The sequence below is a fragment of the Micrococcus sp. TA1 genome (assembly GCF_014199555.1).
Taxonomy (GTDB): Bacteria; Actinomycetota; Actinomycetes; order Actinomycetales; family Micrococcaceae; genus Citricoccus.
This window is the reverse complement of sequence record NZ_JACHNW010000001.1, coordinates 114193-131853: the sequence shown is the minus strand read 5'-3', so window position 1 is coordinate 131853 and position 17661 is coordinate 114193. Positions and strand designations below refer to the sequence as shown.

The window sequence follows — 17661 nt, the reverse complement described above, 5'->3', positions numbered from 1 at the left end:
GTCTGCACGCTAGCAGGGTGACGGGCGCTGCGGCTCCGCTAGTTGGCCGGCGGCGCGGTGAGGTCCCGGCTGATGCGCGGTTCACCGGAGTCCTCGAAGATGATCACGACGTCCTGGTGGACGGTGCCGTCGGGCATGGTGAGGTCGGCGATCAGGGCGTTGCCCTGCCAGTTCTCCTGGTGGACGGACTCGACCCCGTACTTCTGGCGCAGGTTGTCGGCGATGCGCACGTTGGCCTGGGATGAGCCGAACACCGCATAGCTGATGCCCACGAGCCCGATCACCAGCACGCCTGCGCCCGCCAGGATCTCCCGCATCGAGTCACGCATCCGGTCGGGGCCGGCGTACCGCGCGTCCTGGTCGTCCAGGTGGAGGCGGTAGCGCTTGCGCCGCCACAGGCCGTGGGCCATGACCGCCGCGCCGGCCACCGCCATGAGGATGCCGATCCACTGGGCGACGAGGGGGGTCTGCAGGTCGATCGGTGCGTACATGCCTTCCATTGTCCCCCGCCCGGAGTGCTCGTGCTGCGCGGTCGCTCAGGCCCCGGGGGTCTGCGAGAAGACGTCCTCACCGGTGAGCGGTTCCCCGTCGGCCTCGAAGTAGACCGTCGCGTCCCGGCGCACGGTGCCGTCGGCCAGGGTCAGGTCCGCCACCAGGAAGGCACCGCTCCAGCGCGCGTTGTCCACGGCCGTCACCCCGTACTTCGCCGCGAGGTTGCCGCGCACGTTCTGGTGCGTCTGCCAGGCACCCAGCGCGGCGAGGCCGGCCAGCACCCCGGCCACCGCCAGGCAGAGGTAGGAGACCACCTGCTCCACCCGGGTGTCGCGAAGGTGTGCCGGATCGGTGTTGCGGCCGGTGCGCCGCGCGTACGCGACGTGCCGGCGCCGCCGCCACACCGCGTGGCCGAGCACCGCGAGTCCGACCAGCACGAGCACGCCCGCCACCCACAGGGTGGCGACCGGGGACTGGAAGTCGACGGCCCGGTAGTCGACGGCGGCGGACGCCGATGCGGTCAGCGGCAGCGCCGGGACGGACAGCGACGCCAGGGCGGACAGGGCCGTCAGTGTGGACAGGACGGGCGGTCCGGGCGTCATGGCAGGGGTTCTCCTCGGGCGGCGGTCCAGATCCGGTACCACTGGTCGGCGTCCATGCGGGCGGCGGCCTCCTCGGCGGTGGCGCTGGCGGCGATGCGCTCGGGCCGGGTGGTGCCCACGACCGGGCGGATGCCCCACGGCAGGCGCAGCAGCCAGGCCAGGACCACGACGTCGGCCGGGACGCCGAGTTCCTCGGCCACCCGGGTGACCTCCGCGGCGGCCGGGGCGTCGGCCGGTGCGGGGTCGGGCCGGGTGTACCGGCCCCGGCCGAGGGGCCCCCAGGCCTGCAGGTCGATGCCGCGCGCGGTGCAGAACCCGACGATGCCCTCCATGTCCCCGGAGGCATGGGCGTCCTGGTGGTTGGCCAGCACCACGGTCTCGATCAGCGTGCGGGCGTGCAGGCCCAGCTCGAGCTGGACGCAGGCCAGGGTCTCGGTGCCGCCGCTGGCCTCGCGCAGGGCGTTGTCGAAACGCCGGACCCAGGCCAGGCCCATGTTGGAGACGCCCAGGCGGCCCACGGAGCCGGCGGCCTTCAGCTCCAGGAACGCACCGACGGTCTCGGCCGGGTCGGTCAGCACGTCGGGGCGGTGGATGATCAGGGTCTCGACGTGGTCCGTCCGGAGCCGCTCCAGGGAGCCGGCCACCGCCGTGCGCAGGTGGGCGGCCGAGGAGTCGTAGCGGGTGGTCCCCGCACCGCGGGCCTGGCCGTACAGCGGCGAACCGCCGAGCCGGATCCCGCACTTGGTCTGGATGCGCAGCCCCCGCCGGAGTCCCGGATCGGCGGCCAGCACCCGGCCGAGCGTCTCCTCGGACCGGCCATGGGCGTAGATGTCCGCGGTGTCCAGGGTGGAGAGGCCGGCGTCGAGGGCGGCACGGAGCGCGCGGCGGGCCGCGTCCTGCGCGTCGCGCCACGCCTGGGGGGCCGGTGGCTCGGGGGCCCAGCCACCGCCCCAGCCCATGCAGCCGAGAATCGTCCTGGTCATGTGCGCCCGCCTACTTCAGCGAGACGTAGCCGCGCGTGCCGGCCATGTCGGCCAGCCGGTACACGCTGATCCAGAAGGGCTTGGTCCAGGGGTCCTGCACCAGCACGGTGTCGTTGTTCTCGTTGTAGCCCACCACGGGCATGTGGTGCCGCAGCGTGAACTTCCCGCCGGTCTTCTGCAGCTGCAACGGCGGCTGCTCGTCCGGGGTGGCCGCGATGTTGACCGCCGCCGGGACGCCGGCCTTGATGGAGCGCTTGAGGTCCTCGCGGATCCGGATCCGGTCCTCCCGGGTCGAGTCCTGGCCACGGATGGTGGTCACGGAGTAGCGCACGCCGGTCGGGGCGTTGTAGTCCATCACGCGGGCGACCTGGTGCAGCCAGGTGCCCTCGCGGTCGGTCTGGGCCTGCGTGGCCATGGCGGCCTGGGTGGTCTTGATGCCGAAGGCCTCCAGGGCGATCTTGATCGACGCCGGCCCGCACCAGTACCCGTTGGGCTGGGCCTCCCACGTCGTGTTCAGCACGGTGACGCCGTTCCGGGTGGTGGGCTTGCGCAGTGCACCGGTCCGGGCCAGTGCGGACTTGGCGTTGCCCATCTCGAAGTCCTTGATGATGTACCCGCCGTGCACCCAGCCGCGGTGCGTGCCGACGGTGATCTCCCGCCAGGTGGCCCCGCCGGCCGCCTGGCTGCGACCGGTGATGACGACCTTGGCGTTGCGCAGCAGCGAGGTGACCTTCGCGTGCTGGGTCCCCGGGCCCTTGCGCACGTTGAGCCCGTCGTCGGCGATGACCACGTAGCGGTAGGCCAGCGGGATCTCCGGCGCGGGGGCGGGCTGCGGCTTCGGCGCCGGCTTCGGGGCCGGTTTCGGGGCGGTGGCCGGCGGCGCGGGGGTGCCGTTCAGGTGGCTCTCGAGGGCGTAGAGGAACTGGGCGGTCTCGCCGCGGCTGATGTCCCGGCGGGGCTGGAAGGTCCCGTCGCCGTAACCGGCGACCACCCGAGTGGACGCCAGCCAGCTGGCGGCCCGGTAGAACGACGACGCGGGCTTCATGTCCGCGTACGGGGACGACCCCGGCGCCCGGTAGCCGGTGTCCTCGGCGAAGTTGACCATGAACTGGGCCAGTTCCCCGCGGGTGATGGGAGCCGTGATGCCGAACGATCCGTCCGCCCGCCCGGCCGAGTAGCCCTTCTCCTTCATCCAGGAGATGGCGGTGAAGCCGGTGCCGCCCGGGTTCACGTCCGAGAAGTCGCGGGCCGTCCCGGCCGAGTGGGCCTCACCGGACATCCGGTAGAGGAACATGGCGGTCTCACCGCGGGTGATCTCCCGTGCCTTGCCGAAGGAACCGTCCTGATAACCGGCGGTGAGCCCGCCGCAGGCCATCCACGTGATCGCCCGGTAGAACGAGCCCGACGGCGGCGCGTCGGTGAAGTCCTGCGCGCAGGGCCCGAGGTGGGTGGTGGCGGCCGGCGCCGCGTTCCTGGCGGAGTGCCCGGTGCGCCCGGCGGACGGGTCCACCGGGTCCAGGCCCTGGAGGGACTGCAGGACGGACTCGTCGAGCACCGGCAGGGTCTCGTCGAACTGGTCCGCCTGGTCCAGGGGGTTGAGGATCTCGGAGTCGGCCGCCGCCGGGGCGGCCAGGGCCACTCCCGGAAGCAGCAGTCCCAGGCTGAGGGCTGTCGCGAGGATGCGCCGGCGGTTCTTGCCGCGGGCAGGGGCATGACGGGACACGGGGCCGCCCTTCGTCGGTGGAGTGATGGGCGGAGATCTTCCCCTTCTCCGCCGCGAGGAGGGTAACCCACGCAGGTTACCGGCGGGTGACATGGACCACAGTAACCTACCGCCGGTCCCGTCCGGGCCGGTGGTGTGATGGGATATCCCCCATGAAGCTCGCCACGTACCGACTGCCCGGATCCGAACCGGACACCCCCGGAGCCACCTTCGCCGCCATCATCACCCGGACCGACGGTTCCCGCGCCACCGCGGCCGTCGAGCTGGAGGGCATCATCGACGTCGGGGACTTCCTGTACCAGCCGGAGCCGACCCGCACCGAGCTCGTGGAGGCCGCCCTGGCGGCGGCCGAGGAGGATCCCACCCGGGTCCTGGACGCCACCCAGCTGGAGCCGGCCACGCTCATCCCGTTCCCCACGAAGGTGTTCTGCATCGGGCTGAACTACCGCAACCACATCCTGGAGACCGGCCAGGAGCTCCCCGAGTACCCCGCGATCTTCACGAAGTTCGCCCAGTCCCTGACCGGCGCCTCCGATCCGATCGAGGTCCCGGCGGAGGACCACCGCCTCGACTGGGAGGGTGAGCTGTGCGTCGTCATCGGCGAGCCCGGCCGGCGGATCCCGGAGGCGGAGGCCGAGCAGCACATCGCCGGATACGCCGTGGCCAACGACGTCTCCCTGCGCGGTTACCAGGGACGGACCACCGAGTGGACCCAGGGCAAGGCCTGGGAGGAGATGAGCCCGGTCGGGCCCTGGCTCGTGACCCCGGAGGAGTTCACCGAGGGAGCGCGGATCACCACCCGGGTCAACGGGGAGGTCATGCAGGACGACTCCACCGGGGACCTGGTCTTCGACGCCCGCAAGCTCGTGTCCTACCTCTCGGACATCGTCACCCTGCTGCCCGGGGACCTCATCCTCACCGGCACCCCGGCCGGCGTGGCCCTGGCCCGCAAGGACGCCGAGGGCCGGCGGCCGTGGCTGAAGGCCGGTGACGTGCTGGAGACCGAGATCGAGGGCCTGGGCCTCCAGCGGAACGAGATCCGCTGATGCAGGCCGACGGCACCGCCTTCACCACGTGCGACCTGTTCAACGCGGACAGGACCCTGCAGTCGTGCTCCCTGCAGTTCCGCGACCTGGGCGGGCGGGCCCGGTTCTCCGGGACCGTGCGCACCATCCGGTGCCACCGGGACAACGGGCTGGTCAAGCAGCTGCTGAACTCCCCGGGGAACGGCGCCGTGCTGGTGGTGGACGGGGCCGGCTCCCTGGAGTCCGCCCTGATGGGTGACCTGATCGCCGGCGCCGCCGTGCGCAACGGCTGGGCCGGCGTCGTCATCAACGGCGCCATCCGCGACCGGGCCGTGGTGCGCACCCTGGAGCTGGGGGTCAAGGCCCTGGGGACGAACCCGCGCACGTCCGCCAAGGACGGTGCCGGCGAGGTGGACGTGACCGTGGAGTTCGGCGGGGCGGCCTTCACCCCCGGGGCGCGGCTGTGGGCGGACGAGGACGGCATCCTCGTCACCCCGGCGGCCTGAGCACCGGCCGGGACCCACGCCGTGATCCCCCTGACGCCCCCTGAGACCCCGCCGCCGGGCCCTCCTGCCCGGCCGGTGAGCCTGGGTGTCCTCGGTGCCGGACGGGCCGGCACCGCGCTGGCCCGGGGCGCCCACTCGGCCGGCATCCCGGTGCGGATCGCCGCGAGCAGGCCGCCGCGGGCCCTGCGGTTACACCTGGCGCAGTACGCCCCGCACGCCACGGCCGTCCCGGCGGCGGAGATCGCCGGTGACCCCGCCGGCACCTCCCGGGACTCCGGGGATCCCGGGGCCCGGCCGCTCGTGGTGCTCATGGTCCCGCAGGAGGACCTGGACGCCGTGGACCCGGACTGGGTGCGCGGCACCGTCCTGGTGGACGCCACGAACCGCTGGGCGGACGAGCCGCTTCCCGAGTGGTTCGAGGACGCCCTGGGCCGGGGCCTGTCCAGTTCGGAGGCGGTGGCCCGCCGGTTCCCGGGTGCGGCCGTGGTCAAGGCCCTGAACCACATCAGCCACTGGGACCTGGACACCGCGGGCCGGGGCGCCGCCACGGAACGGCGCGGCCTGGGGGTCGCCGGGGACGACGCCGGCGCCGTCCGGCAGGTCGCCGACCTCACCCGGCGGCTGGGCTTCGATCCCGTGGAACTGCCCCGCCTGGCGGCCGGCAGGCTCCTGGAGCCGGACGGCCGGGTCTTCAACCAGCCGTTGTCCGCGGACGGGCTCCGGCGGGCGCTGGGCGTGGCTGACGCCTGAGCGCAGCCCCGTCGGGCCCCTGCCGGCGCCCCCGGGAGGCGCGGTACCGTGAGGCCATGACGAACCCGCGTGCCGCACGGCGGCCGATCGCCGTCGTCCCCTTCCTCGGCCCCCTCCTCCTGGCCCTCGGGCTGGTCGCCGCGGCCCCGGCAGCGCTTCTCGTCACGGCCGCACCGGTGCACGCCGTCCCGGTGCAGGAACTGATCCTGGCCGACGAGGCCGGTGTCATCCACGAGCCCACCCTGCGGGCCGGGGTCGAGGGGGTCTCCTTCCACGAGCCGACCACCGTGGTGGTCCTCACCGAACGCGGCACGGCGGACTCGGACTTCAACGAGCGGGTCCTCGCCTACGCCCGCCAGAACCATCCGGAGTGGATCTCCCCGGACGGGCAGAAGTGGGCGGACGGGCTGTTCCTGTTCGCCGTCGACCCGGACGGACGGCACGTCGGGACCTACTTCGGCGAGGACCGGAAGGTCAGCACGAGCGTCCAGGAGGACATCCAGGAGGATACCAAGGACCTGCTCGCGGACGCGCAGTGGACGGACGCGGCCGTGCAGGGGGTACGCTCCGCGGCGGCGGTGATGAACCGGCCCTGGTACCGGTCACCGGCCCTGTGGATCTCCGGCGCGGCGGCCGTGGCCGCCGGCGGGGGCGCCGCGATCACCGCCGCGGCCGTGCGCCGGTCCCGGCGGAGGACGACCCGCGAGCTGCTCGGCCGCGGCCGGGAGGCGTTCGCCTCGGTGAGCATGGACCTGCAGGCCACCGAGCTCAACGCCCGGACCGTGCCCACCGGTTCCCGTTACGGCGCCATGGTGCTGGAGCGGTACCGCACCTTCCACGATCGCTACGTCCGCGCCGCCGCCGAGAACGACCGGCTGGCCGGGATCGAGGACCGGCGCCTGCACCGCCGGGAGCACCGCGATGCGGTCGAGGAGTTCACCCGGACCGCGGAGGCGCTCGACGCCCTGGACGACACCGTGGTGGACTCCAACACGTTCCTGAACCTGCAGCACGGCTGGCCGGGCGCGTGGGACCGGCAGACCGCGCCACTGCGCGAGGACCTGGCTGAGATCGACCGGCTCGACGGTACCGACGGCCCCGATAACCGCGATGGGCTGACCCCGGCCGCCACGGCGCCGCTGCGGTCCTTCCGCGTGGAGGCGGAGCAGGAGCTCCAGCGACTCGGTGCGTCCCTGGCCGAGGGCACCGTCGCCCCCGACGACGCCCTGGACGCGCTGGCCGCCCTGCGGTCCCGGCTCACGGACCTGCTCCAGGACGCGGCGACGTCCGGCATCGATGCCGCGGCGGCCTCGGACGCCGAGCGGACGCTGATGGCGCAGGCCCTGGAGGCCGAACGCGAGCGCTCCTCCAAACGCCCGGGGTCCATCCTGGACACCGTGCACCAGCCGGGCTGGTTCTGGACGGCGGCCGCCTTCCACCACGGCTACCGCACGGGGGTGGACCAGGTCACCCACGCCCGGGAGCAGGCCGCGCAGTCCTCCGCGAGCACGGGGTACGGGGCCTCCGGCGGGAGCTTCTCCGGGGCCGGGTCGTCGTCGCGGTTCTGACCGGGAATGTCCACGAGCACAGATTGGTTCAAATTTATATGACCTCTGCAGAACGCGCCGGCCGCCAGGATCCGCTGGCCTTCTACCTCGACAAGTCCGACAAGGCCTCCTGGAAGGCCGTGGGCGCCCTGTCCCTGGCGGCCAAGAACGCCGCGCACGCCGCCGGACTGAACGACCAGCTCGTGGAACTGGTGAGCCTGCGGGTGTCCCAGATCAACGGCTGCGCCTACTGCCTGCACGTGCACACGCGCAAGGCGATCGAGGCCGGACTGGACGACCAGCGCCGCGGGCTGGTGGCCGCCTGGCGCGACGCCGACATCTACACCGACCAGGAGAAGGCCGCCCTGGACCTGGCCGAGATGGTCACCACGCTGCCGGGCATGGAGGACCGGGACGCCACCCAGCTGCTCTCCCACTCCTACCTGACGGATGAGCAGTACTCCGCGGTGCAGTGGCTGGCGATCACCATGAACGTCACCAACCGCATCTCCATCCTGTCCCACCACCCCGTGCGGCGCACCGCGGAGGCACCCGGGCTGTGAACCGTCCGACCGTGTGCACCGCCGTCCCGCCCATCCCCCACCGAGACCACGGAGGAATCCCGTGAGCAACACCGAGACCCACCCCGAGGAACGGATCTGCGAGAGCGGTCCGCCGACCGCCCCGGCCCGGGACGGTGCCCGCCCCCGGTTCACCGAGGGTCTGTCCGACGGCGTCAGCGCCCTGGAGGGCCGGTCGGGACCGGTCGAGCTGCTGGAGCCCCGCAGGGTGCCGCTGGGCGGACCGCGGGCCATGACGGTCAAGCGCACCCTGCCCCAGCGGGCCCGCTCGCTGATCGGCGCCTGGTGCTTCCTGGACTTCTACGGTCCGGACGACGTCTCCGCCACCGGGGGCATGGCGGTGCCCCGGCACCCGCACACCGGGCTGGCCACCGTGTCCTGGCTGTTCACCGGCCAGGTGGACCACATCGACTCGGCCGGCAACTGGGCCACGGTGCGTCCCGGCGAGGTGAACCTGATGAACGCCGGGACCGGCATCACCCACTCGGAGTTCTCCAGCGCGGACACCGCCGTGCTGCACGGCGCCCAGCTCTGGTACGCCTTCCCGGACCACGCCCGGTTCACCCCGCCCTCGCTGGAGTCCCACCGGCCCGAGCCCGTCACCGGGGACGGATACACGGCCCGGGTGTTCCTCGGCTCCCTGCTCGGCCACACCTCGCCGGTGCGGACCCACATCCCCCTGACGGGGGTCGAACTGCGGCTCCAGCCGGGTGCGGTGCTGCAGGTGACCGTGCCGGCCGGGCACGAGCACGGACTGCTGCGGGTCACCGGGGACGTGTCCCTGGACGGGGTGCCGATCCCCGAGGACCACCTCGGCTACGTGGGCACCGGCCGGGACCGGATCACCATCACCGCCGGCGCGCAGCCGGTCACCGCCCTGCTGATCGGCGGGGAACCGCTGAACGAGCAGATCGTCATGTGGTGGAACTTCGTGGGGCGTTCCCACGAGGAGATCGTCGCCTGGCGCGCGGCCTACCAGTCCGAGATGGGCTTCGAGGCCCCCGCGCCCGGTTCACCGCTGGCGGGCTCCGGTACCCGGGCCGCCCAGCCCGACGGCGGCGCGGCCCTGGGCGCCCCGGTGTCCGGTGAACGCCTGGCCCGGCTGCTCGACGACGCCTACGACGACGGCCGGCCCTTCCCGCAGTTCGGCGACTTCCCGCCCGGGCAGCCCGCGCCCATCCCGGCTCCACCGCTGCCGACCAGCCGGATGAAGCCGCGCGCCAACCCACCGTCCCGGTGACGACCGCCGCGACCAGACCCCGTGAACCGAGAGGAACGACCATGACCGAGCAGGACACCCACCGGTCCCCCACCCTGGAGGATCCCCGCGTCGTGCTGGGCCGCACGCCGCGCTTCGAGATCCACGTCGACGACTCCGGCGAGCCGGCCGGCACGACCTACATCAAGGACCTCGAGACCGCCGCCGGCGTCAGGCAGCGGATCTTCCCGCACACCGAGGTCAAGGAGGAGTTCGGCGGTCACGGCCTGGCCTCGACACTGGTCCGCCGGGCGCTGGACGCATCCATCGCCGAGGGCTTTGAGATCGTGGCGGTCTGCCCCTACGTGAAGGGCTGGGTGGCGAAGCACCCGGAGTACCAGGAGCACGTGGTGCCCACGACCCCGGAGCACCTGCAGGCGCTGGACCACCGCTGATCCGCCCGGCCGCGACGCGCCGGGGACGACGAAGGGCCCGATCCGGATGGATCGGGCCCTTCAGTGGTCGGGGTGACAGGATTTGAACCTGCGGCCTCGTCGTCCCGAACGACGCGCGCTACCAAGCTGCGCCACACCCCGTGGAGAGTGGTTCCGCACCGTGACCGGCGGGGAACCACAGTGGTCCATCCTAGACCTCGTGACCCCGAAACGCCAAAACGTGCCGTGGGAGACCCCCGCGCCGGTGGTTCCCGGGGTCATTCGGGGTCGTCAGAGGATCGCGCGCCCCGGGTTCAGGACCCCGTGCGGGTCCAGGAGGTCCTTGATGCCCCGCTGGATCTCCACGACGGCGCCGGACTGTTCCCACTGGAGCCAGCGCAGCTTGTAGGAACCGATCCCGTGCTCGCCGGTGATGGTCCCGCCCATGTCCAGGGCCAGCCGCACGGACTCGTCCAGGGCAGCGTCCAGCCGGGCCTGGGCGGTCCCCTCATCGTCCGCGGCGATCCAGAACGAGGGGTGCAGGTTGCCGTCCCCCGCGTGCGCCACGACCTTCAGGCTCACCGCGTGGTCCACGGCCATCCGTTCCAGCCCGTGCACGTAGTCCACCAGGCGCGAACGCGGCACCGCCACGTCCTCCCCGACGGCGATCAGGGTGGGCACGTCGTCCCCGCGGGCGTGCCGGCGCAGGTCCACCAGGCCGGTCGCCTCGGCGTCACCCACCGGGGTCATGGTCCCGCCCAGGGCCTCGAGCTCGGCCCGGATGACGGACATCTCCTCGAGCGCCCCGTACCCGTCGGTCTGCACCAGCAGCATGGCCGACCCCCGCGCGCACAGGGTCGAGCCGTGGGCCCCGTCGAGGGCCTCCATGGTCCCGCGGTCCATGATCTCCAGGATCGCCGGCTGCACACGGGCCGCGCCGATCGCCAGGACGCCCGCGGCCGCCGTCGGGAAGTCCGGGAACCAGGCCGCGGCGGTCTCCACGCGCGCCGGGGACGGGCGCAGCCGTACCGTGATCCCGGTGATGACGCCCAGCGTGCCCTCGGATCCGGTGAACAGCGCGGTGAGGTCGTAACCGGCCACGCCCTTGAGCGTCGCGGTACCGGTCCGGATGAGCGTGCCGTCCGCGAGCACGACGTCGAGCGCCAGCACCGAGTCCCGGGTCACCCCGTACTTCGCGCAGCGCAACCCGCCGGCGTTGGTGGCCACGTTGCCGCCGATCGTCGAGATCCGGTAGCTCGCCGGGTCGGGGGCGTACATCAGCCCGTGGGGCGCGACGGCGTCCCCCAGGCGGGAGTTGATGACGCCCGGTTCCACGGTGGCCGAGCAGTCCTCCGGATCGATCGACAGGATGCGGTCCATGCGCTCCAGGGACAGCACCACGCAACCGGGCAGGGCGTGCCCGCCACCGGACAGTGCGGTGCCCGCCCCGCGGGGGATGACGGGGAATCCGTGTCCGGAGGCCAGCCGCATCAGCCGCTGCACGTGGTCGGTGGACTCGGCGTAGACCACCGCCTCCGGCACGGCCGGCGTCCAGTCCGTGCGGGGTCCACGGTCGGTGGCGCAGGCCTGCCGGCCCTCCTCGCTGAGGTCGAGCAGCTCCGGGGCGAAGGCCTCGGCCAGCAGGCGGCGCAGGTCCTCTCCCCCCGGGCCGTGGGCGGTGCGAACGGGGGTGCGGGGATCCGTCTGTGGCATGGACCCATGGTAGGCGGAGTGATCCGGGACGCTTCACCGCGGCCCGGGACCCGGGTCATAGACTGGGGGTCAGCTCCGGCGACCGCAGCGCCCTCGGCGGCACGGGAACCGGCCCCGACGTGCACCGCGCGAGACCTCGAGGAGAGCCGTGGCCACCAGTGACGACACGACCGGTGGGCTCGGCGCGTTCCTGGTGTCCCGGCCGAACCTGGTCGGCCTGGCCGCGTTCCTGGCCGTGTTCATCGTCGTCATGCTCCTCTCCCCGTCGCCGCTGGCCGCCGTCATCGCGGGACTCCTCGGGTACGGAGCGGGGTACCTCCTGACCCCGTCGACGCGCAGGACCTACGCCTCCGGCATTCCCGTGCACGGCGCCACCGGTGCCGAGATGGCCGAGCGGCTGGCCGAGTTCCAGCAGTCCGTGCGCGCCAACCGGGGGCGGATCCCCCCGGAGGCCGACCGGGAACTGGGCGTGATCGTGCTGTCGCTGCGGGAGATGATCGACCGCTGGCAGGACGTCCGGCGGGCCCCGGAACAGCGGATGGCCCTGGAGTCGATCGTCTACCAGTACCTGCCGAACACCCTCGAGGTGTTCCTGCGCCTGCCCGACTCCGCCAAGCCGCAGGCCGCTCCCGAGTGGATCGCCCAGCTGAAGCTGCTGGGGACCGAGGTGGCCGGCAGTCGCACCTCCGTCCTGCAGCACGACCTGGAGGCCATGCGCGCCAACGGCCGGGTCCTGGAGCAGAAGTTCGAGGACGGCGACCTGAGGATGTTCAGGGAACACGGCCTGTAGACGGCACCGTGTTCCCGGGCCGCGACGCCGCGCCCGGACGCGGGAGCGGAGTGGGCGGTCCGAGGGGCACGTGAATCCACCCCTCGCGCCGGGCCCGAGCGCGCAGTGCCGCCGGCGGCCCGTGGGTCCTGCCCAGGTGCACCTCGCGGGCCACCAGGGCGGCCAGCACGGCGTCCAGGACGTCGTCGTGCGCCAGGCAGGCCTCGCGGTAACCGGTGAGGTCGAGCCACGGGACGAGCTGCTCCAGCGCACCGATCAGGGCCGCCCGCGCCGGGCGGTGGTCGTCCTTCTTGTAGGCCCGGTACGGCAGCCCCCAGGTGCGCAGCGCGGCCGCGGGGTAGACCTCGCAGGCCAGCCCGTCGCCGTCGGGCCCCACGGCGTGCCCCGCGGCCCGCAGGCGGGCCGCCAGGTTGGCCCACCGCAGCGCGGGATAGGCGATGCGGTCCGTCGAGACGCTGAGCGGGGTCAGCCCGGTCAGTTCCCGCACCGCGGCGTCCGTGGCGCGCAGGGCCAGTCCCCGCCGCCAGTCCGGGCCGGTGTCCGCCACGGGGTGCAACCGGCCCCCGCTGTGGTCGGTGATGAGCCGGACGAATGACTCGGGCCAGCCGAAGGGGACGTCCACGCCGGACCGGTCACCGGCACCGATGGCCTCGAGCACCTCGTCGTCGTCAGCACCGAGCGCGGCACGTTCCACCGTCAGGGTTCCCCGCCCCTCGTCCTGGACCAGGACGGCCAGCCCGGTGCGCTCCGGGGCCGCGGCCAGGTCCACCCCGACGAAGCGCCGGACTGCGGCGCCTGCCGGCCTCACGCCGTGACGGGGCGGACCGTGCCGCCGGCGAAGCGCGCGTAGCCGTCCAGCACCGGATGCCAGTCCCGCCGGAACGAGGGCACCCCGCTCCCCCGGACGGTCACGAGCGTCTGCGTCGCGGACGCGATGGTGAACTCGAGGGTGACGTCCAGGCCCGTGCTGGCGGCCTGGCCTCCGGGGGCGCCGAACCAGCGCAGGGACAGCGAGGCGCCCTCGGTCCCGACGACGTCCGCCCACCGGTGTCGGGACCCGTCCAGTCCCTCCTCGAGGAGTGTTCCCTCCTCAAAGCCCAGGTGGCCGTCCTCACCGCACGCGCGCAGTGCAACCGGCCACCAGAGGTGGACGTACTCCAGGAACGCCTCGACGGCCCGGTCCGCCGCCAGGGGGACCTCCGCCGCGAGGGAGGCGGGCGCCTCGTCCGGCACCTGCTTCGCGTCAGGGGCCGCGGCACGGGCGGTGCCGTCCGACGGGGGCTGGGCGAACGGATCCAGGAAGAGGCTGTCGGACATGACCTCCATCCTCCCATCGTTCCGCGGGCCCGGTCCTCCCCCCTGGTGGGGGTGGGGTGGTTAAACGCAGGAGCCCTGGACCGTGTGGTCCAGGGCTCCTGGTTAATGGTTGTCCGGCGGCGTCCTACTCTCCCACATCCTCCCGGATGCAGTACCATCGGCGCTGTGGGCCTTAGCTTCCGGGTTCGGAATGGGACCGGGCGTTTCCCCCACGCTATGACCGCCGTAACCCTGTTACCGCCCTGTCCGGGCCTCCCGTGGGGGGCCGCTGTGTCGGGGGTGGTCTTTTAGGGGTACAACTTGTGGTTGCACTGTTCAGTTGTGTGTGTGGTGCGGTGTTCCGCCCCGCGGGCCCCGGGTGCCGGTGAGGGCTCGGGGGTGCGGGGTGGGTTGTTGTTCCGCAACCGCATAGTGGACGCTGCGCACCTGGCCAACCCCGTCCCCTGGTGCCTGAAGCGGCGGGGGGTGGGGTGGTGTTGTGTGTGTAAGTTGTCGGCCTATTAGTACCGGTCGGCTTCACAAGTCGTTAGTCCTTGCTTCCACGTCCGGCCTATCAACCCAGTGGTCTGCTGGGGGCCTCCCAGGGACAAGCCCTGTGGAAATCTCATCTCGAAGCTGGCTTCCCGCTTAGATGCTTTCAGCGGTTATCCGTCCCGAACGTAGCTAATCAGCGGTGCACCTGGCGGTACAACTGACATACCAGAGGTTCGTCCGTCCCGGTCCTCTCGTACTAAGGACAGACCTTCTCAAATTTCCTGCGCGCGCAGAGGATAGGGACCGAACTGTCTCACGACGTTCTGAACCCAGCTCGCGTACCGCTTTAATGGGCGAACAGCCCAACCCTTGGGACCTACTCCAGCCCCAGGATGCGACGAGCCGACATCGAGGTGCCAAACCATGCCGTCGATATGGACTCTTGGGCAAGATCAGCCTGTTATCCCCGAGGTACCTTTTATCCGTTGAGCGACGGCCCTTCCACGAGGTGCCGCCGGATCACTAGTCCCGACTTTCGTCCCTGCTCGAGCTGTCGCTCTCACAGTCAAGCCCCCTTGTGCACTTGCACTCGACACCTGATTGCCAACCAGGCTGAGGGGACCTTTGGGCGCCTCCGTTACATTTTGGGAGGCAACCGCCCCAGTTAAACTACCCATCAGGCACTGTCCCTGACCCGGATCACGGGCCGAAGTTAGATGTCCAGAGTGACCAGAGTGGTATTTCAACGATGACTCCACACGAACTGGCGTCCATGCTTCAACGTCTCCCACCTATCCTACACAAGCCACACCGAACACCAATACCAAACTATAGTAAAGGTCTCGGGGTCTTTCCGTCCTTCTGCGCGTAACGAGCATCTTTACTCGTAGTGCAATTTCGCCGAGTTCATGGTTGAGACAGCGGGGAAGTCGTTACTCCATTCGTGCAGGTCGGAACTTACCCGACAAGGAATTTCGCTACCTTAGGATGGTTATAGTTACCACCGCCGTTTACTGGGGCTTAAATTCTCCGCTTCGCCTTGCGGCTAACAGGTCCTCTTAACCTTCCAGCACCGGGCAGGAGTCAGTCCGTATACCTCGTCTTGCGACTTCGCACGGACCTGTGTTTTTGATAAACAGTCGCTTCCCCCTGGTCTCTGCGGCCCCGATCCGCTCCACCCAGCAAGTGGGTGTCACGGTTGGGGCCCCCCTTCTCCCGAAGTTACGGGGGCATTTTGCCGAGTTCCTTAACCATGATTCTCTCGATCGCCTTAGTATTCTCTACCTGACCACCTGTGTCGGTTTGGGGTACGGGCGGCTAGAACCTCGCGCCGATGCTTTTCTTGGCAGCATAGGATCACCGGATCCCCCACGTGGTGGGGGCCTATCGGGTCTCAGGCTCACGTCCGGCGGATTTGCCAACCGGACACCCTACACCCTTGGACCAGGTCAATTCCATTGCCCGGCCCGGCTACCTTCCTGCGTCACACCTGTTAATGCGCTTGCCTTACCGGTTCAGGTCCCGCGCTCCCCTGCCACGTCCCCCGAAGGGGATCCAGGCAGGCTCGGGCGGTTAGTATCACCGGCTCAGCATGGGCGGTTCTTCGCCGGTACGGGAATATCAACCCGTTGTCCATCGACTACGCCTGTCGGCCTCGCCTTAGGTCCCGACTTACCCAGGGCAGATTAGCTTGACCCTGGAACCCTTGGTCATCCGGCGGACGGGTTTCTCACCCGTCTTTCGCTACTCATGCCTGCATTCTCACTCGTGCACAATCCACCGACGCTTCCGCCCCGGCTTCACCTCGTGCACGACGCTCCCCTACCCATCCAGCAAACGCTGAATGCCACGGTTTCGGCGGTGTGCTTGAGCCCCGCTACATTGTCGGCGCGGAATCACTTGACCAGTGAGCTATTACGCACTCTTTCAAGGGTGGCTGCTTCTAAGCCAACCTCCTGGTTGTCACAGCAACTCCACATCCTTTCCCACTTAGCACACGCTTAGGGGCCTTAACCGGTGGTCTGGGCTGTTTCCCTCTCGACCATGAAGCTTATCCCCCACGGTCTCACTGCCACGCTCTCACTTCCCGGCATTCGGAGTTTGGCTGACGTCAGTAACCTTGTAGGGCCCATCAGCCATCCAGTAGCTCTACCTCCGGGAAGAAACACGTGACGCTGCACCTAAATGCATTTCGGGGAGAACCAGCTATCACGGAGTTTGATTGGCCTTTCACCCCTACCCACAGCTCATCCCCTCCATTTTCAACTGAAGTGGGTTCGGTCCTCCACGCGTTCTTACACGCGCTTCAACCTGGCCATGGGTAGATCACTCCGCTTCGGGTCCAGGACACGCGACTATGTTCGCCCTATTCAGACTCGCTTTCGCTACGGCTTCCCCACACGGGTTAACCTCGCCACGTACCACTGACTCGCAGGCTCATTCTTCAAAAGGCACGCCGTCACCCCGAAAGGCTCCGACGGATTGTAGGCACATGGTTTCAGGTACTATTTCACTCCCCTCCCGGGGTGCTTTTCACCATTCCCTCACGGTACTTATCCGCTATCGGTCAACAGGTAGTATTCAGGCTTGCCAGGTGGTCCTGGCGGATTCACACGGGATTTCTCGGGCCCCGTGCTACTCGGGCACACTCACTAAGCGGCGGAACGCATTCCAGCTACGGGACTCTCACCCTCTACGGTCAGGCATCCAAACCTGTTCGCCTATACGCCCGCACCTCACCACGGTGGTTCGGCAGAACCACCACGCAAGGGCCCACAACCCCGAACACGCAACCCCTGCCGGGTATCACACGTGCACGGTTTAGCCCCATCCGCGTTCGCTCGCCACTACTGACGGAATCACATGTTGTTTTCTCTTCCTGCAGGTACTGAGATGTTTCACTTCCCTGCGTTCCCCCCGACCGGCCTATGTGTTCAACCGGCGGTCACACGCTCATCGGCGTGCGGGGTTTCCCCATTCGGAAATCCTGGGCTCAACGTCCGGTTATCGACTCCCCCAGGCTTATCGCAGATTCCCACGTCCTTCATCGGCTCCTGTTGCCAAGGCATCCACCATGCGCCCTGAAAAACTTAGCCACACAACGGCCAAGCCCTCAATGAGCAAAAACCCACACCAACACACCCGCCCCCACCAGGAGGACAGGACGATCAGTGCGGGCATCAAAGATGACTACATTCTCGGCGCCACCACACCACACCAGGGGGCGTGATGATGGCGGCAATAAAAATAAGATGCTCGCGTCCACTATGCAGTTCCCAAACAACAACCCGCACCGCGCACTCCACACCCCACCACAACGGCAGGACGCTTCAACGCGGCCGGAACCAGGACCCGGGACCCCCACCACGGAGGAACCCGACCCGGAACAACCACCCCCGAGCCCACCGGCGGATCACTCCACCGACAGACCGGGAACGGCCGGTCCTGTTGTCCCAGGACCCAACAGTGTGCCAACACCCCCACGCCCATCCGGACCCGGTGACGCTCCCCTTCCCCTCGCCGGCGC

Annotated in this window: 15 protein-coding genes, 1 tRNA gene and 2 rRNA genes; 8 read left to right on the top strand and 10 right to left on the bottom strand. The window is 70.2% G+C overall.

Annotated features, from left to right (window positions below; genetic code table 11):
• Nucleotides 1-38: 38 nt before the first annotated feature.
• Genes GGQ69_RS00505 through GGQ69_RS00490 form a run of 4 tightly spaced genes read right to left on the bottom strand, consistent with a single transcriptional unit; the run spans nucleotide 39 to nucleotide 3800 of the window.
• Nucleotides 39-491, bottom strand: coding sequence for a hypothetical protein (locus tag GGQ69_RS00505; RefSeq protein ID WP_183523377.1), 453 nt, complete (start codon nucleotides 489-491; stop codon nucleotides 39-41).
• A gap of 45 nt (nucleotides 492-536) precedes the next feature.
• Nucleotides 537-1094 (bottom strand): hypothetical protein, encoded by a 558-nt coding sequence (locus GGQ69_RS00500; RefSeq protein ID WP_183523375.1) that lies wholly within the window; start codon nucleotides 1092-1094, stop codon nucleotides 537-539.
• Nucleotides 1091-2077, bottom strand: a complete 987-nt coding sequence (locus GGQ69_RS00495) for an aldo/keto reductase (protein WP_183523373.1) — start codon at nucleotides 2075-2077, stop codon at nucleotides 1091-1093. The genes GGQ69_RS00500 and GGQ69_RS00495 overlap by 4 nt, the downstream gene beginning before the upstream one ends.
• Nucleotides 2078-2087: 10 nt before the next feature.
• Nucleotides 2088-3800, bottom strand: coding sequence for an S-layer homology domain-containing protein (locus GGQ69_RS00490; protein WP_183523371.1), 1713 nt, complete (start codon nucleotides 3798-3800; stop codon nucleotides 2088-2090).
• 152 nt (nucleotides 3801-3952) lie between these two features.
• Between GGQ69_RS00490 and GGQ69_RS00485 the strand changes: the two genes are divergently transcribed.
• From GGQ69_RS00485 to GGQ69_RS00455, 7 genes are all read left to right on the top strand, one after another.
• Nucleotides 3953-4846, top strand: a complete 894-nt coding sequence (locus GGQ69_RS00485) for a fumarylacetoacetate hydrolase family protein (protein WP_183523369.1) — start codon at nucleotides 3953-3955, stop codon at nucleotides 4844-4846.
• Nucleotides 4846-5331 carry a ribonuclease E activity regulator RraA gene (gene rraA, locus GGQ69_RS00480; protein WP_183523368.1) on the top strand — a complete coding sequence of 162 codons (486 nt, stop codon included), beginning with the start codon at nucleotides 4846-4848 and terminating at the stop codon, nucleotides 5329-5331. The genes GGQ69_RS00485 and rraA overlap by 1 nt, the downstream gene beginning before the upstream one ends.
• A 75-nt stretch (nucleotides 5332-5406) precedes the next feature.
• Nucleotides 5407-6081 (top strand): NADPH-dependent F420 reductase, encoded by a 675-nt coding sequence (locus GGQ69_RS00475; RefSeq protein WP_183523365.1) that lies wholly within the window; start codon nucleotides 5407-5409, stop codon nucleotides 6079-6081.
• A 56-nt stretch (nucleotides 6082-6137) separates the two neighbouring features.
• Nucleotides 6138-7649 carry a DUF5129 domain-containing protein gene (locus GGQ69_RS00470; protein WP_183523363.1) on the top strand — a complete coding sequence of 504 codons (1512 nt, stop codon included), beginning with the start codon at nucleotides 6138-6140 and terminating at the stop codon, nucleotides 7647-7649.
• A 38-nt stretch (nucleotides 7650-7687) separates the two neighbouring features.
• Nucleotides 7688-8191: a carboxymuconolactone decarboxylase family protein gene (locus GGQ69_RS00465; protein WP_183523361.1), complete on the top strand. Its 504-nt coding sequence runs from the start codon at nucleotides 7688-7690 to the stop codon at nucleotides 8189-8191.
• A gap of 61 nt (nucleotides 8192-8252) precedes the next feature.
• Nucleotides 8253-9449, top strand: coding sequence for a pirin family protein (locus GGQ69_RS00460; protein ID WP_183523359.1), 1197 nt, complete (start codon nucleotides 8253-8255; stop codon nucleotides 9447-9449).
• Between the two features lie 41 nt (nucleotides 9450-9490).
• Nucleotides 9491-9862 carry a GNAT family N-acetyltransferase gene (locus tag GGQ69_RS00455; protein WP_183523357.1) on the top strand — a complete coding sequence of 124 codons (372 nt, stop codon included), beginning with the start codon at nucleotides 9491-9493 and terminating at the stop codon, nucleotides 9860-9862.
• A 64-nt stretch (nucleotides 9863-9926) separates the two neighbouring features.
• Here the strand turns inward: GGQ69_RS00455 and GGQ69_RS00450 are convergent.
• Both GGQ69_RS00450 and GGQ69_RS00445 read right to left on the bottom strand, forming a co-directional pair.
• Nucleotides 9927-10003 (bottom strand) — tRNA-Pro (locus GGQ69_RS00450).
• 129 nt (nucleotides 10004-10132) lie between these two features.
• Complete coding sequence (locus GGQ69_RS00445) at nucleotides 10133-11554, bottom strand: FAD-binding oxidoreductase (protein WP_183523355.1); 1422 nt, start codon at nucleotides 11552-11554, stop codon at nucleotides 10133-10135.
• Nucleotides 11555-11702: 148 nt separating this feature from the next.
• Between GGQ69_RS00445 and GGQ69_RS00440 the strand changes: the two genes are divergently transcribed.
• Nucleotides 11703-12344 (top strand): hypothetical protein, encoded by a 642-nt coding sequence (locus GGQ69_RS00440; protein ID WP_183523354.1) that lies wholly within the window; start codon nucleotides 11703-11705, stop codon nucleotides 12342-12344.
• On the opposite strand, the gene GGQ69_RS00435 is transcribed toward GGQ69_RS00440, so the two are convergent.
• The 4 genes from GGQ69_RS00435 to GGQ69_RS00420 all read right to left on the bottom strand — a co-directional run bounded on the left by GGQ69_RS00435 (nucleotide 12325) and on the right by GGQ69_RS00420 (nucleotide 17230).
• A complete protein-coding gene (locus GGQ69_RS00435; protein WP_183523351.1) occupies nucleotides 12325-13152 on the bottom strand; it encodes a DUF429 domain-containing protein in 828 nt (275 codons plus the stop codon). The genes GGQ69_RS00440 and GGQ69_RS00435 overlap by 20 nt on opposite strands.
• A complete protein-coding gene (locus GGQ69_RS00430; protein WP_183523349.1) occupies nucleotides 13149-13661 on the bottom strand; it encodes a hypothetical protein in 513 nt (170 codons plus the stop codon). Before GGQ69_RS00430 ends, GGQ69_RS00435 begins: the two co-directional genes overlap by 4 nt.
• Before the next feature lie 111 nt (nucleotides 13662-13772).
• Nucleotides 13773-13889, bottom strand: a 5S ribosomal RNA gene (gene rrf, locus GGQ69_RS00425).
• 252 nt (nucleotides 13890-14141) lie between these two features.
• Nucleotides 14142-17230, bottom strand: a 23S ribosomal RNA gene (locus GGQ69_RS00420).
• Nucleotides 17231-17661: the final 431 nt, after the last annotated feature.